14 protein-coding genes are annotated in these 14,120 nt (G+C 64.9%); 10 read left to right on the forward strand and 4 right to left on the reverse strand.

The features are described from left to right. Positions 1-116: 116 nt before the first annotated feature. A complete protein-coding gene (locus LQG66_RS30225; protein WP_231319478.1) occupies positions 117-506 on the reverse strand; it encodes a winged helix-turn-helix domain-containing protein in 390 nt (129 codons plus the stop codon). A gap of 103 nt (positions 507-609) precedes the next feature. On the opposite strand from LQG66_RS30225, the gene LQG66_RS30230 reads away from it, so the two are divergent. The 10 genes from LQG66_RS30230 to LQG66_RS30275 all read left to right on the forward strand — a co-directional run bounded on the left by LQG66_RS30230 (position 610) and on the right by LQG66_RS30275 (position 12,533). After that, on the forward strand, positions 610-1,734 hold the full coding sequence (locus LQG66_RS30230) for an alkene reductase (RefSeq protein ID WP_231328007.1): 1,125 nt from the start codon (positions 610-612) through the stop codon (positions 1,732-1,734). A gap of 130 nt (positions 1,735-1,864) precedes the next feature. Then, positions 1,865-2,347 (forward strand): GFA family protein, encoded by a 483-nt coding sequence (locus LQG66_RS30235; RefSeq protein ID WP_231319479.1) that lies wholly within the window; start codon positions 1,865-1,867, stop codon positions 2,345-2,347. Positions 2,348-2,587: 240 nt separating this feature from the next. Beyond that, the gene (locus LQG66_RS30240; protein ID WP_231319480.1) at positions 2,588-4,252 is read left to right on the forward strand and encodes a thiamine pyrophosphate-binding protein; all 1,665 of its coding nucleotides are present in this window, start codon (positions 2,588-2,590) and stop codon (positions 4,250-4,252) included. A 1,108-nt stretch (positions 4,253-5,360) separates the two neighbouring features. After that, positions 5,361-6,743 carry a M20 family metallopeptidase gene (locus LQG66_RS30245; RefSeq protein ID WP_231319481.1) on the forward strand — a complete coding sequence of 461 codons (1,383 nt, stop codon included), beginning with the start codon at positions 5,361-5,363 and terminating at the stop codon, positions 6,741-6,743. A gap of 542 nt (positions 6,744-7,285) precedes the next feature. After that, positions 7,286-8,200: an amino acid ABC transporter substrate-binding protein gene (locus LQG66_RS30250; protein ID WP_231319482.1), complete on the forward strand. Its 915-nt coding sequence runs from the start codon at positions 7,286-7,288 to the stop codon at positions 8,198-8,200. Between the two features lie 366 nt (positions 8,201-8,566). Next, positions 8,567-9,298: an amino acid ABC transporter permease gene (locus LQG66_RS30255; protein ID WP_231319483.1), complete on the forward strand. Its 732-nt coding sequence runs from the start codon at positions 8,567-8,569 to the stop codon at positions 9,296-9,298. Position 9,299: 1 nt separating this feature from the next. Continuing rightward, positions 9,300-9,992 (forward strand): amino acid ABC transporter permease, encoded by a 693-nt coding sequence (locus tag LQG66_RS30260; RefSeq protein ID WP_231319484.1) that lies wholly within the window; start codon positions 9,300-9,302, stop codon positions 9,990-9,992. Between the two features lie 9 nt (positions 9,993-10,001). Then, a complete protein-coding gene (locus tag LQG66_RS30265) occupies positions 10,002-10,733 on the forward strand; it encodes an amino acid ABC transporter ATP-binding protein (RefSeq protein ID WP_231319485.1) in 732 nt (243 codons plus the stop codon). 239 nt (positions 10,734-10,972) lie between these two features. After that, complete coding sequence (locus LQG66_RS30270) at positions 10,973-11,833, forward strand: D-amino-acid transaminase (RefSeq protein ID WP_231319486.1); 861 nt, start codon at positions 10,973-10,975, stop codon at positions 11,831-11,833. Positions 11,834-11,939: 106 nt separating this feature from the next. After that, positions 11,940-12,533 carry a 3-keto-disaccharide hydrolase gene (locus LQG66_RS30275; protein WP_231319487.1) on the forward strand — a complete coding sequence of 198 codons (594 nt, stop codon included), beginning with the start codon at positions 11,940-11,942 and terminating at the stop codon, positions 12,531-12,533. Here LQG66_RS30275 and LQG66_RS30280 read toward each other — a convergent pair. The 3 genes from LQG66_RS30280 to LQG66_RS30290 all read right to left on the reverse strand — a co-directional run bounded on the left by LQG66_RS30280 (position 12,520) and on the right by LQG66_RS30290 (position 14,120). Next, positions 12,520-12,669 (reverse strand): hypothetical protein, encoded by a 150-nt coding sequence (locus LQG66_RS30280; RefSeq protein WP_231319488.1) that lies wholly within the window; start codon positions 12,667-12,669, stop codon positions 12,520-12,522. The two genes, LQG66_RS30275 and LQG66_RS30280, sit on opposite strands and share 14 nt — an antisense overlap. A 77-nt stretch (positions 12,670-12,746) precedes the next feature. Continuing rightward, positions 12,747-13,346, reverse strand: a complete 600-nt coding sequence (gene wrbA, locus LQG66_RS30285; RefSeq protein ID WP_231319489.1) for an NAD(P)H:quinone oxidoreductase — start codon at positions 13,344-13,346, stop codon at positions 12,747-12,749. Between the two features lie 75 nt (positions 13,347-13,421). Further along, positions 13,422-14,120: a pirin family protein gene (locus tag LQG66_RS30290; RefSeq protein ID WP_231319490.1), complete on the reverse strand. Its 699-nt coding sequence runs from the start codon at positions 14,118-14,120 to the stop codon at positions 13,422-13,424.

The following is a 14,120-nucleotide window of genomic DNA, read 5'->3' on the forward strand; positions in this document are numbered from 1 at the left end:
CGCGGCCGCAAGATCATCGGCCGCCGGCGTCACAGGTCTTCCAGACAGAGCTTTGCGGCTGCAACGCGCGACGCGTTCGGCTGGTTGCAGGTCGGCGTGATCCCGGATGGACCTGGCTACGACGCGGCCTTGCTGCCGCGGGCCTTCTTCGGCTTCTCGATGTCGTTGCGCAACGCCGCGAGATCCTTCTTCACCGCGTTCGCAGCGTCGCGCTCGATACGGCGGTAACGTTCGACCAACTGCTCGCCGAACGGCGTCAGCGCCGCGCCGCCGCCATTCTTGCCGCCGGTCTGCCGCGCCACCGCGGGCTGGCGGCACACCCGGTTGATCTCGTCGACGAGGTCCCAGGCCCGCTTGTAGGACATCTCCATGGCGCGGCCGGCGGCCGAGATCGAGCCGTGCCTGTCGATGTTCTCCAGCAGCGCGATCTTGCCCGGCCCGATCCGGCTGCCGCCATCGAGATCGATGCGCAGGCTGAGGGAAGGAAGGGCGCTCGGTTTCGGCATGGATGGTCTGCTCGCGCGGAGGTGAGGCGGACATTGCCACTATCACCTTTTGCGAACAAGATGACCGCAATCCACAAACCGCATGATGGAAATCGGGGGAGAAATGCTGCCTGCGCTGTTTTCACCGCTTAACGTTGGTCCCTATCACCTGAAGCATCGCGTCGTGATGGCGCCGCTGACCCGGATGCGCGCCGACAAGGCGACGCTCGCACCGCGGCCGTTGAACGTCGACTATTATGCCCAGCGTACGACGCCGGGCGGGCTGATCATCGCCGAGGCGACGCCGGTGCTGCCGACCGGCACCGGCAGTCCGAACGTGCCCGGCATCTACAGCGAGGCGCAGATCGCCGGCTGGAAACCTGTCGTCGACGCCGTTCATGCCAGGGGCGGACTGATCTTCCTGCAGCTCTGGCATGTCGGGCGCGTCTCGCATTCCTCGTTCCAGCCGGGCGGGTTGCTTCCGGTGGCGCCGTCGGCGATCGCGATCGGCGATGATCTCAAGGCGATGACATCGGATGGCAAGGTCGTGCCTTACGAGACACCGCGTGCGCTCGACACCGACGAGATCCCCGGCATCGTCGCGGCCTACGGCCAAGCCGCGCGCAACGCGCTCGCCGCTGGCTTCGACGGTGTCGAGGTGCACGGCGCCAACGGCTATCTGATCGAGCAGTTCCTGCAGACGCGCACCAACCAGCGCACCGACCGCTATGGCGGCGGAATCGAGAACCGCAGCCGCTTCCTGCTCGAGGTGACGCAGGCTGTGATCGATGCGTGCGGCGCCGACAAGGTCGGCGTCCGGCTGTCGCCCTACGGCATCGCCAACGGCTCCGGCGAGCCCGAGCCGATGCCGCTCTATACTCACGCAATCCAGGCATTGAACAATCTCGGCATCGCCTATCTGCATCTGATCGAGCCGCGCTCCTCCGGCGCCGGTCGCGCCGACGTCAACTGGCAGAACGTGCCGTCGGCGCTGCAGCTGTTCCGGCCGATCTGGAAGGGCGTGCTCATCGGCGCCGGCGGCTTCACCGGCGAGCCGGCGGAGGCGGCGATCAAGGCCGGCCATGCCGACGCCATCGCGTTCGGCCGCTACTTCATCTCCAATCCGGACTTGCCGCGCCGGCTGCAGCACGGCTGGCCGTTGACGCCGTATCACCGCCCGACCTTCTATGGCGGCGACGCCAAGGGCTATATCGATTATCCGGTCTATGACGAGATGGCGCCCGCTTAGCTCGACTGCGTCACAAGAGCTGAGCAGTCGCGTTTTCATTGTCATTCCGGGGCAATCGTCCATGCGCAGGCGCGAAGCGGCTGCGTGTTGACGATTGAACCCGGATTGACGCCGTGGATGGATGCTTGCCATGCCCAAATCCTCACCTCCCGCCGGCATCGCCTCCGGCCAATGCCTGTGCGGCCGCGTCGCCTTCGAGATCGACGTCCCGGCGCGCTGGGCGTGGCATGATCATTCGGCGCCCAGCCGCCGCGCCCATGGCGCGGCCTACGCCACCTATGTCGGAAGCTGGCGCAAGCGCCTTCGCATCACCTCGGGTGCGGATGCGATCACCCGCTACGAGGACGATAGCGCGAAAGCCACGCGCAGTTTCTGCAGCACCTGCGGCTCGCCTGTGTTCTATCAGCGCGCTCGCTCGCCGCACATGGTGAACATCCCGCGCGCGCTATTTGCAGCACGAACCGGCCGCGAGCCGCTCTATCACGTCGCCATCGAGGAGGCGCCCGACTGGGCCTATATGGGCGCGCCGCTGATGCCGCTGAAGGGATTTCCCGGCGTGGTCTGGCAACGCGCGCAGCGTAGGAAGCGCGGCTCGCGCGAAGGAATGTTCTGACGCGGATGTCCGTACATCACTCCCATGGGCGCGCCGTTCAAAACATGATCGGAAAAAGTCTCTCCGCTGTCATTGCGAGGAGCCGTAGGCGACGAAGCAATCCAGACTGCCGCTGCGGACACACTCTGGATTGCTTCCGCCTTCGCCCGTTGGGCTTCGGCGGACACGTCGCTGCGCTCGCAATGACGCGGTGAGAGTTTGTAAAACAAATAAGACCCGTTGCTCGGAGGGAAACCCACCATGAAGAACCGCACCACCGGACGCTCGGCCTTCCTGGCGCTGCTCAAGGATGAGGGCATCACGCACCTGTTCGGCAATCCCGGCACCACCGAGCTGCCGATCATGCATGCGCTGAAGGATCACCCTGATCTCACCTACGTGATGGCGATGCAGGAGAGCCTGGTGGTGGCGATCGCCGACGGCTTCAGCCGCGCCTCGGGCCATCTCGTCGCCTGCAACGTGCATGTCGCGCCGGGGTTAGGCAATGCCATGGGCGCGCTCTACAACGCGCAGTTCACCGGCACGCCGATGATCCTGACCGCCGGCCAGCAGGAGCAGGGCCACGGCCTGATGGAGCCGCTGCTCTATGGTCCGCTGGTGCGCATGGCGGAGCCGCTGGTGAAATGGGCGGTCGAGGTGACGAGGCTGGAGGACCTGCCGCGCATCGTGCGCCGTGCCGCCAAGGTCGCGACCACGCCGCCGACCGGGCCGGTCTTCATTTCGCTGCCCGGCGACATCCTCAATGCCGAGGCCGGGATCGAGCTCGGTCGCTCGACACGGGTTGACCCACGCGTGCGTCCGTCCACCGAGGCCTTGCAGGCGCTGGCGCAGCGCATCCTAAAAGCGCAGCGGCCGATCATCATCACCGGCGACGAGATCGTCAAGAGCGATGCGTTGCGAGAAGCGGCTGAGTTCGCTGCGGCGATCGGCGCGCCGGTGCATCAGCAGTCGGCGCCCTATGGCGCACACTTCCTGTCCGAGCATCCCTGCTACATCGGCGCGCTGTCGCGGGCGCAGAAGCAGGTGCGCGAGCTGCTGGCGCCGCATGATCTGATGATCGTGCTCGGCGCCGATCCCTTGCGGATGTCCGTGCACAGCGAGACCGAGCCGCTGCCGGACGGCCTGCCGATCGTGCAGATCGGCTTGCTCGATTGGGAGCTTGGGAAGAACTTCGGCGCCGAGATCGCACTCAAGGCCGACGTCCGTGAGACCTTGCAGCAGCTGACGCCCCTGCTGCGCGATCTCGGCGGCGCCGCCCTGCAGGCGCGGGCGCAGGAGCGGATCGCGGGATTGTCGTCGAAGAACTGGAGTGCACGGCGCCGCACGCTCAGCGCTCAGATCGAAGCCGCGCGGGAGCGGATGCCGATCGATCCGGATTATCTCGCGCTTCAGGTCGCCGACGCCATGCCGGAGCACGGCATCCTGGTCGACGAAGGGCTGACCTCGGCGCGCTACATGACGGCGCTGTGGCCCTATCGCGACCGCTACAATTATCACGGCCTCGCCTCCGGCGGCATCGGCTGGGGCCTGCCGGCCTCGGTCGGCGTCAGCCTCGCCAATCCCGATCGTCCCGTCGTGTGCTACTCCGGTGACGGTAGCGCCATGTACTCGATCCAGGCGCTATGGACCGCCGCGCATCACAAGCTGCCGCTCTCGGTCGTGATCGTCAACAATGGCGGCTATCGCATCATCAAGCAGCGGCTGCTGTCGTTCCATGGCGACGACAACTACATCGGCATGGATTTCGCCGATCCGCCGGTGGATTTTGCAGGGCTGGCGCGCTCGCTCGGCTGCGAGGCCTTGCGCATCAGCGATCCCGGTGAGCTGAAGCCGACGCTCTCGGACGCGTTCCGTCGCCCCGGCGCCAAGCTGATCGAGGTCATGGTCAGCAACGCAGTGAATTGAAGGCAGCGCTGTCTCCTCCGCACCGTCGTCATTCCGGGACACGCGGGTCGCCGACAGCGAAGCTGTCTGCGACCCGCGTGAGCCCGGAATCCATATTCACAGGCGGATGTGGTGATGCGAGCTGGACATGACCCCCGTCTCTCCTCACGACCGCCTGTGGTTATGGATTCCGGGCTCATCCAAGTGCAGGACGGCTTCGCCATCCTGCACTTGGATGAGCCCGAATGACGACCTCATGAGCAGCGCCCCAAGAAAGCACTTTACGAATATCAGAATATATGCTTTATTCCCGAAATCCCGCCTCGACACGGAGGGGCGTTGCGCGCGATCGTCACGACACGCGGGGCGGGGAGCGATGGCCGCTGACGTGCCGCAGCGTAGCTTGCTACGCCGACGAACGGTGCGTTGCGGACGTGAAGGCGTGTGGTCCTGGCGCCCCGATGCTGGCGCTAAGTTGGCGGGTGATGATCCCGCTGACGACGGTGGCTATCAAGCCGGACACCGGGGAGAGCGCGCTATAAACGTGAAAACCGTCGCGCGGGGAATGCCGGATGTTCGGCTGAACCTGTGGTGACTGCCGCCTGCTTTCTTTGTTGCAGGCGGGCCATGGGTGAGGCCTTCACCCGGCATTCCCCGCGCCCTCCGTCTTGACGAGGGTGTTCACTGCCAAAAGCTCGGGTGCTCGATCGCACCGCGAGAACGAGAACGTATAATTCGATGACAGCAGCTAAGCTGCAGGGTGCTCAGAGCAAGCCAGCCGTGACAATGGTGGACTCGCGTTGGCGCCCGCTGGACGGTGCGCCCCCTCTCCCCGTTCTTCACGGGGAGAGGGTTGGGGTGAGGGGCAGACGCACGGGTGGTGTTCGCGGAGATACCTGTACCCTCTCACCCGGATGGCATCTGGCGACGCCATCCGACCTCTCCCCGCAAGCGGGGCGAGGTGCACCGAGCAAGCCGCACCGCGGTCGCGCTCCTCTCAGCGCCGCGCATTCGTCGAGTTCCGAAATTCGAGACCTGCTTGATATCAGCATTGAATTCAAAGCGAGCCCCTTCCGCTCGCCGCCCGATCCCGATATGACGCCGCCTTCGTTGTGACTGGAAAAGCGCCATGACCAGGATTGATGCAATCGCCCGTGCCCGTCAGGCCCTGACGAGCGGTGACTTTCTGGCCGAGCTCGGCCGGCGGGTCGCCTATCGCACCGAGAGCCTCAATCCGGAGCGCAAGGACGAGCTCGCCGCATACCTGACGAACGAGCTGACGCCGTCCTTTGCCGAACTGGGCTTCACCTCCGAGATCGTGCCCTCGCCGAGCAGCCGCTCGCCGTTCCTGATCGCCACCTATCACGAGAGCGACAGCGCTCCGACCGTGCTGAGCTATGGCCATGGCGACACCGTCGACGGCATGGCCGGGGAATGGCGCGACGGGCGCGATCCCTGGGCCGTGACGCCGGTCGGCAACCGCGCCTATGGCCGCGGCACCGCCGACAACAAGGGCCAGCACAGCATCAACATGGCGGCGCTGCGCGCCGTGCGCGAGGCGCGCGGCGGCACGCTCGGCTTCAATGCCAAGTTCATCATCGAGATGGGCGAAGAGATCGGCTCGCCCGATCTCGCCAAGGTGGCCGATCTGCATCGTGAGGCCTTGAAGGCCGACGTCTTCATCGGCTCGGACGGCCCGCGGCTGTCGACCGCGCGCCCGACCATCTTTCTCGGCTGCCGCGGCGGCGTGCGGCTGCACCTCGACGTCAATCTGCGTGACGGCGGCAATCATTCCGGCAATTGGGGCGGCGTGCTGGCCAATCCCGCCACCATTCTCGCCAATGCCGTCGCCACGCTGGTCGACGGCCATGGTCGCATCAAGCTCGACTCCTTGAAGCCGCCGCGCCTCACCAATGCGATCCGCGCCATCCTGGCGGATGTAAAGGTCGAGCCGACCGCCGACGAGCCGGCGCTGTCGGACAATTGGGGCGAGGAGGGGCTGACGCCGGCGGAGCGGCTCTTTGCCTGGAACACGCTCGAGGTGCTCGCAATCTCCTCAGGCAACATCGACAAGCCGGCGAATGCGATTCCGGGCCGCGCCCGCGCCGTGCTGCAGCTGCGCTTCGTGGTCGGCACCAAGGTCGACAGCATCGTCGCCGACGTGACAAATCATCTCGCCGCGCATGGTTTTCCGATGGTCGAGGTCAGCTCGGCGCAGAGCTTCATGGCCTCGCGCGCCGATCTCGACAGCCCGTGGATCAAATGGGCCGCCGACTCGATCCGGATGAGCACCGGCAAAGCGCCTGCCGTGCTGCCGAACTTCGGCGGCTCGCTGCCCAATGACGTCTTTGCTGACGTGTTGAAGATGCCGACGATGTGGGTGCCGCATTCCTATCCCGGCTGCTCGCAGCATGCGCCCGACGAGCACATTCTTCTGGATGTCACAGAAGAGGCGCTCGGTCTGATGGCCGGCCTGTTCTGGGATCTCGGCGAATTGCAGAAGCCGTTGTGAGCTGGGAAGGGAGCATGAGCACACATTCACCCGCGGGCTTGGTGCTCACCTCTCCCCTATTGCGCCTAATCGCGTCCGTGGCCGTCCTTCGAGACGCCCGCCTTTGGCGAGCTCCTCAGGACGAGGACTGAGTTCATGGCGAGATCCAAGACCCTCATGGTGAGGAGCGACGCGCCGATGAGGCAAATGGATCGCGAGGTCGTCGCGCGCGGCGCGTCTCGAACCATGAGGCCCGCCTGTATGCGATTGCGTTGCCGTGCGGGAACCGTCCGATTGAGACTTTCGTCTGGTCGCGGAGCCCGCCCCGGCCTTCGCAGTTTACCATCACGACGTTCTGCGCTGCCGCGTCGGCCCGAATGTCTTGTCGAAAGGGGCGCGGGACAGGCAATTTGTCGCAAGCGTCCGAGTACTTCCCGCCGTCAGGCGGTCTATGGTGCCCGCGCCCGCGCGGCTGGAGATCGTCCGGCGGCGGGCAGGATCAGTTTGAATTCGCTCTGGTTTATGCAAGCATCCGGCTATCGGCCGGATTGAGGAGATCAGTTATGAAGCAGCTTCGCCTAATGGGTCTTGCCTTCGCCGCCGCGCTCTGCGCCGGCCAGGTGCAGGCTGAGGAATTGACCGGGACGTTGAAGAACATCAAGGAGACCGGCGCCATCACGCTCGGCGTGCGCGACTCCTCGATTCCGTTCTCCTACCTCGACGACAATCAGAAGCCGATCGGCTTCGCCATCGACATCTGCATGGGCATCGTCGATGCCGTGAAGAAGGAGCTCAAGCTCGACAAGCTCGAGGTCAAGCTCAATCCCGTGACGTCGTCGACCCGCATTCCGCTGCTCGCCAACGGCACCATCGATCTCGAATGCGGCTCGACCACCAACAATGCCGACCGCCAGAAGCAGATCTCCTTCACCAACACCCACTTCCTGACCGCGAGCCGCTACGTCTCGAAGAAGGCGAGCAACATCAACGCGATTGATGATCTGAAGGGCAAGACGGTCGTGTCGACCGCCGGCACCACCAACATCAAGCAGCTCACGGAAGCCAATGCCGCGCGCAATCTCGGCATCAACATCATCCCGGCCAAGGATCATGCCGAGGCCTTCCTGATGGTCGAGACCGATCGCGCCGTCGCCTTCGTGATGGACGACATTCTTCTGGCAAGCCTCGTCGCCGGCTCGAAGGATCCGGCCGCCTACGTCGTCTCCAAGGATGCGTTCTCGAAGCCCGAGCCCTACGGCATCATGCTGCGCAAGGACGATCCGCAGTTCAAGAAGGTCGTCGATGCCGCGACCGCCAAGATCTACACCAGCGGCGAGGGCGCCAAGCTGTACGACAAGTGGTTCATGCAGAAGATCCCGCCGAAGGGTCTGAACTTGAACACCCCGCTGTCGGCGGAGCTGAAGGCCGAGTTCGCCAAGCCGTCGGATTCGCCGGATCCGGATTCGTACAAGCCGTAAGTTGAGAGTGTGCACAGTTCGTGCGGCAGACTCGGTGCTCACCTCTCCCCGTTTGCGGGGGCGCGACGAGCTTCGCTCGCGCTGAGAGGTCGGATTGCATCGCAAGATGCAATCCGGGTGAGGGGGTACAGGTCTCTCCACGGGCACTCCCCGTGCGTCTGCCCCTCACCCCGACCCTCTCCCCGTAAGAACGGGGAGAGGGAGCGCACCGTCCGGGGGGATAGCTCGGATCCAATTTTGAGGTGGCGTAGCCACACTGGCCCGTGGATTGCATCAGCTGGACGGAATGAGCTTGATCTAACGACCTCGATCCTATCAGCTGATTGCATCGGCTCAGCGCCAAGCTAACTCTGTCTGGATGTCCCCGTGAACTACACCTGGAATTGGCACATCTTCCTGGAGCCGAACCCGACCGGGGCCGGTACCTATTTCGACATGCTGCTGGCGGGGCTGAAGGTCACGATCGTGACGTCGCTGACCGCCTGGGTGATCGCGCTGATCTGCGGCACGATCGTCGGCATCCTGCGCACGCTGCCTTCGAAGGCGGCCGGCTGGATCGGCTTCGCCTATGTCGAATTCTTCCGCAACATGCCGCTGTTGGTGCAGCTGTTCCTGTGGTTCTTCGTGCTGCCGGAGCTGCTGCCGCGGACCGCCGGTCTGTGGCTGAAGCAGATGCCGAATGCGCCGTTCTTCACCGCCGCGGTCGGCATCGGCCTGTTCATGTCGGCGCGCGTCGCCGTGCAGCTGGCGGCCGGCATCGGCTCGCTGCCGCGCGGTCAGAAGCTGGCCGCGACCGCGCTCGGCCTCACCACGCTCCAGGCCTACCGTTACGTACTGCTGCCGATGGCCTTCCGCATCATCCTGCCGCCGCTGACGTCCGAATTTCTCAACACGGTCAAGAACAGCGCGGTCGCGATCACGATCGGCCTGATCGAGCTGACGGGCGCTGCGCGCGCCATGCAGGAATTCTCGTTCCAGGTGTTCGAGGCCTTCAGCGCCGCCACGCTGATGTATCTCGTCATCAACATCGTCGTCGTGATCGGCATGCGGCTGCTCGAGCGTGCCGTGGCGATCCCCGGCTACATCACGGGCAAATGAGATGCTGGCCAATTTCGATTTCGACGTCATCCGCCGCTCGCTAGCGTACCTCTTCATCGACGGCATGACCTTCACGCTGACGCTGACCGCGCTGGCGGCGGCGGGCGGCCTCGTGTTCGGCACCATGATCGCGCTGATGCGCCTGTCCGGCTATCGCGTGATGGGCTGGATCGCCGGGCTCTATGTCGACTTCATGCGCTCGCTGCCGCTGGTGCTGGTGATCTTCTGGTTCTACTTCCTGGTGCCATATATCGGGCAGTGGATCACCGGATCGTCCCGCCCGATCAAGGTCGGTGCGTTCGCGTCCTCGCTGATCACCTTCATCCTGTTCGAGGCGGCCTATTTCTCCGAGATCATGCGTGCCGGCATCCAGTCGATCTCGCGCGGGCAGCCGGCCGCGGCCTCGGCGCTCGGCCTGACCTATGCGCAGACGATGCGCTACGTCGTGCTGCCGCAGGCCTTCCGCAACATGCTGCCGGTGCTGCTGACCCAGACCATCGTGCTGTTCCAGGACACTTCGCTGGTCTACGTGCTCTCGATCCCGGACTTCCTCGGTGCTGCCTCCAAGGTCGCCCAGCGCGACGGCCGCCTGGTCGAGATGTATCTGTTCGCGGCCCTGATCTACTTCACCATCTCCTGTATCGCGTCCTACTGCGTCCGCCGCCTGCAGTCGCGCATCGCCATCATCAGGTAGTCGGCTCCCATGATCGAAATCAGCCACGTCAACAAATGGTACAGCCCGAGCTTCCAGGTGCTGAAGGACTGCTCCACCTCCGTCGCCAAGGGCGAGGTGGTGGTGGTCTGCGGGCCCTCGGGCTCCGGCAAATCGACCCTGATCAAATGCGTCAACGCGCTGGAGCCGTTCCAGGACGGCTCGATCACCATCGACGGCCTCAAGGTCAATGATCCCAAGACCAACCTGCCGAAGCTGCGCTCGCGCGTCGGCATGGTGTTCCAGCACTTCGAGCTGTTTCCGCATCTGAAGATCATCGACAATCTCTGCCTCGCCCAGCAGAAGGTGCTGGGGCGCGGCCATGAGGAAGCGGTTGCCAGGGGCATGAAGCTGCTGGAGCGCGTCGGTCTCAAGGAGCAGGCGGAGAAGTTTCCGGCGCAGCTCTCGGGAGGCCAGCAGCAGCGCGTAGCGATCGCGCGGGCGCTCGCGATGGATCCGATTGCGATGCTGTTCGACGAGCCGACCTCGGCGCTCGATCCGGAGATGATCAGCGAGGTGCTCGACGTCATGGTCGATCTCGCCCGCGAGGGCATGACCATGATGGTCGTGACCCACGAGATGGGCTTCGCCAAGAAGGTTGCCCACCGCGTCATCTTCATGGACCGCGGCGAGATCGTCGAGGATGCCAAGAAGGAGGATTTCTTCGGCACCCCGCGCAGCGAGCGCGCGCAGCAGTTCCTGTCGAAGATCCTGTCGCATTGAGGGAGTTGTCGTTTGCGGGCCATGGTTCTGTCGCCGCATAAGTGCATGGAGTTCGTGTCCACGTCTCTCCGCGTCGTCATGGCCGGGCTTGTCCCGGCCATCCACGTCGACCGGCCCAGAGGAGCGACGTGGATGCCCGGGACAAGCCCGGGCATGACGAGTAATTCATCGGCAGATGCTCTTTTGGCCCGATACCCGACAACTCATAGTTCGAACGTGAATTACTAGGAGACACGTCCTTGGACCCGATCGCTTACGTCAATGGCGCCTTCGTTCCCCTGTCGGAGGCCAAGGTCTCGATCCTCGACCGCGGCTTCCTGTTCGCCGACGGCATCTACGAGGTGGCGGCGGTGCTCGACGGCAAGCTGGTCGACAGTGCCCCGCACCTTGCCCGGCTGGAGCGCTCGGTCGGCGAGATCGGCCTGGCGCTGCCGGAGAGCCTGGCGCGCATCGAGGAGCTGCAGAAGGAGCTGGTCGCGCGCAACGGCCTCGACCAGGGCATGGTCTATCTGCAGGTCACGCGCGGCGCCGACAAAAGCCGCGACTTTCCGTTTCCGAAGGGCGACGTCAAGCCGACGCTGGTGATGTTCGTGACCGCCAAGAACATCGTCGACGCGCCCTCGGCCAAGACCGGCATCGGCGTCATCACCGTGCCCGACATCCGCTGGGAACGGCGCGACATCAAGAGCGTGGCGTTGCTGGCGCAGGTGCTGGCCAAGCAGGCCGCCGCTGCGGCCGGCGCCGGCGAAGCCTGGATGGTCGAGGATGGCCACGTCACCGAAGGCGGTTCATCTTCGGCCTTCATCCTGACCAGGGACGACGTCATCGTGACGCGGCCGAACTCGAACGCGATCCTGCCGGGCTGCACCCGCAAGGCGGTGGTGAAGCTCGCCGAGGAGCGCCAGCTCAAGGTCGAGGAGCGGCTGTTCACGGTGGAGGAAGCGCTCGCCGCCAAGGAAGCCTTCATCACCAGCGCGAGCTCGTTCGTGCAGCCGGTGGTGACGATCGACGGCAAGCCGGTCGGCGACGGCAGACCGGGGCCTGTGGCTGCGCGCCTGCGCGAGATCTATGTCGATTTTGCGCGTGCGACCGCGGTGTAAGGAGGAGCGCAGCGACAGAGCAGGTGCAGCATCGAAACACCGTTTGCATCGTCCGGCGCTTTGCTATCGTGGCGCCGAACGACACAAAAAACAGGGAGGAGTTTCGATGATCTATCGTCTCAGTCTGCTCGCGGCGGCCGCCATCTTGGGCGCCGTGCCTCTGGCAGGACCGGCAATGGCCGATGACGGCTGGGTGACCCTGGTCGATGCCACGACCAAGGCCGACTTCAGCGAGGTCGGCAAGGCCAATTGGGAGATGAAGGACGGCGCGCTGTCAGCCGACAAGCTCGACGGCAAGGATCCGTCCTATCTGGTGACCAAGACCAGCTACAAGGATTTCCAGATCAAGGCCGAGTTCTGGGTCGACGACGCCGCCAACAGCGGCATCTTCATCCGCTGCGACCAGGCCGAGAAGATCGACTCCAACATCTGCTACGAGGTCAACATCTTCGACAAGCGGCCCGACCCGAAATACGGCACCGGCGCCATCGTCGATGTGTCGAAGGTCGAGCCGATGCCGAAGGCCGGCGGCAAGTGGAACACCTACGAGATCACCGCCAAGGGCACCCGGCTGACCGTTATTCTCAACGGCGAGAAGACCGCCGACGTCGATGACAGCAAGCACGCGGCGGGACCGATCGCCCTGCAATACGGCTCGGGCGTGGTGAAGTTCAGGAAGGTGCAGATCAAGCCGCTCTAGCGGCCGCGCATTCCGGGCAGCGGCGCTGGCCGCGACTGGCGCGTGAGAGGCTCTTGCAGTACCAGCGGCGCGCCATCATCTGCAGGGGATGGCGGGCCAGACGGGCCAGCGTCACCAGTTCGAGCATGGCGGGCATTGCAGGCTCCTTTAATCTTTTCCGGCATTGACGAGATGGGGCGGCACTTCGTTTATGGAAGTGCCGCCCCAGTCGCATCAGCCATGCAGCTTCTTGGCGGTTTCGGCGATGACGCGGCCCTGATAGCGCGCCCCGGCCAACTCGTTCTCGCTCGGCTGCCGGCTGCCGTCACCGCCGGTGATGGTGGTCGCGCCGTAGGGCGAGCCGCCGGTGACCTCGTCGAGCTTCATCTGGCCGGCGAAGCCGTAGTTGAGGCCGACGATGGTCATGCCGAAGTGCAAGAGGTTGGTGATGATCGAAAACAGCGTCACTTCCTGTCCGCCATGCTGGGTCGCGGTCGAGGTGAAGGCACCGCCGACCTTGCCGTGCAGCGCGCCCTTGGCCCACAGGCCGCCGGCCTGGTCGAGGAAGTTCGCCATCTGCGAGGCCATGCGGCCGAACCGGGTGCCGGTGCCGACGATGATCGCGTCGTAGTCGGCGAGCTCCTCGATCTTGGCGATCGGCGCCGCTTGGTCGAGCTTGTAGTACGAGGCCTTGGCGACATCGGCGGGCACCAGCTCCGGCACGCGCTTGATGTCGACGGCGGCGCCGGTGTCGCGGGCGCCCTCGGCGACCGCATTCGCCATCGCTTCGATGTGGCCGTAGGCGGAGTAGTAGAGAACGAGAACCTTGGTCATGGATGTCTCCGTGGGGGCGAGGTTGACAGGAAGGAACGTCCCGGCCGGATGGCCGGCCGAGACCGTGAGATGGGGTTAGGCGGCGTCGACCAGCACCAGCTCGGAATCTTCGAGCGCGGTGATCCTGAGCGTAGCCTCGTCGCGGATGGCGGCGCCGTCGCGGGCGTTGACGCGGATGCCGTTGACCTCGACGCTGCCGGCCGCAGGCACGAGGTAGATGTGCCGAGTCTTGTCGGCCGAGTATTCGGCGGTCTCGCCGGCCTTGAGCGTGGTGCCGAGCACGCGGGCCTTGGCGCGGATCGGCAGCGCATCTTCGTCGTCGGCAAAGCCCGAGGCCAGGGTGACCAGCTTGCCGGACCGGTCAGACTTGGGGAACGGCTTTGCGCCCCAGGTCGGCTGGCCGCCCTCGGTGGCAGGCTCGATCCAGATCTGGAAGATCCGGGTCGTGGTCGGCTCCAGATTGTATTCGGAGTGGCGGATGCCGCTGCCAGCGCTCATCACCTGCACGTCGCCAGCCTCGGTGCGGCCCTTGTTGCCGAGACTGTCCTGATGGGTGATCGCGCCCTCGCGGACATAGGTGATGATCTCCATGTCGCGGTGGGGATGGGCGGGAAAGCCGGAGTTCGGCGCAATCTCATCGTCGTTCCAGACCCGCAGCGCGCCATGGCTCATGTTGCTCGGGTCGTAATAGCTGGCGAAGGAGAAATGGTGCTTGGCCTTCAGCCAGCCGTGGTCGGCGCCGCCGAGCGCCGCGAAGGGCTTCAACTCGATCAT

The organism is Bradyrhizobium ontarionense, assembly GCF_021088345.1.
Lineage (GTDB): Bacteria > Pseudomonadota > Alphaproteobacteria > Rhizobiales > Xanthobacteraceae > Bradyrhizobium > Bradyrhizobium ontarionense.

Excerpts from the sequence above, each read along its gene's own strand:
- LQG66_RS30225 (WP_231319478.1), bottom strand. The coding sequence starts at position 506 with ATGCCGAAACCGAGCGCCCTTCCTTCCCTCAGCCTGCGCATCGATCTC.
- LQG66_RS30230 (WP_231328007.1), top strand. The coding sequence starts at position 610 with ATGCTGCCTGCGCTGTTTTCACCGCTTAACGTTGGTCCCTATCACCTG.
- LQG66_RS30235 (WP_231319479.1), top strand. The coding sequence starts at position 1,865 with ATGCCCAAATCCTCACCTCCCGCCGGCATCGCCTCCGGCCAATGCCTG.
- LQG66_RS30240 (WP_231319480.1), top strand. The coding sequence starts at position 2,588 with ATGAAGAACCGCACCACCGGACGCTCGGCCTTCCTGGCGCTGCTCAAG.
- LQG66_RS30245 (WP_231319481.1), top strand. The coding sequence starts at position 5,361 with ATGACCAGGATTGATGCAATCGCCCGTGCCCGTCAGGCCCTGACGAGC.
- LQG66_RS30250 (WP_231319482.1), top strand. The coding sequence starts at position 7,286 with ATGAAGCAGCTTCGCCTAATGGGTCTTGCCTTCGCCGCCGCGCTCTGC.
- LQG66_RS30260 (WP_231319484.1), top strand. The coding sequence starts at position 9,300 with ATGCTGGCCAATTTCGATTTCGACGTCATCCGCCGCTCGCTAGCGTAC.
- LQG66_RS30265 (WP_231319485.1), top strand. The coding sequence starts at position 10,002 with ATGATCGAAATCAGCCACGTCAACAAATGGTACAGCCCGAGCTTCCAG.
- LQG66_RS30275 (WP_231319487.1), top strand. The coding sequence starts at position 11,940 with ATGATCTATCGTCTCAGTCTGCTCGCGGCGGCCGCCATCTTGGGCGCC.
- LQG66_RS30280 (WP_231319488.1), bottom strand. The coding sequence starts at position 12,669 with ATGCCCGCCATGCTCGAACTGGTGACGCTGGCCCGTCTGGCCCGCCAT.
- wrbA (WP_231319489.1), bottom strand. The coding sequence starts at position 13,346 with ATGACCAAGGTTCTCGTTCTCTACTACTCCGCCTACGGCCACATCGAA.
- LQG66_RS30290 (WP_231319490.1), bottom strand. The coding sequence starts at position 14,120 with ATGATCGAGTTGAAGCCCTTCGCGGCGCTCGGCGGCGCCGACCACGGC.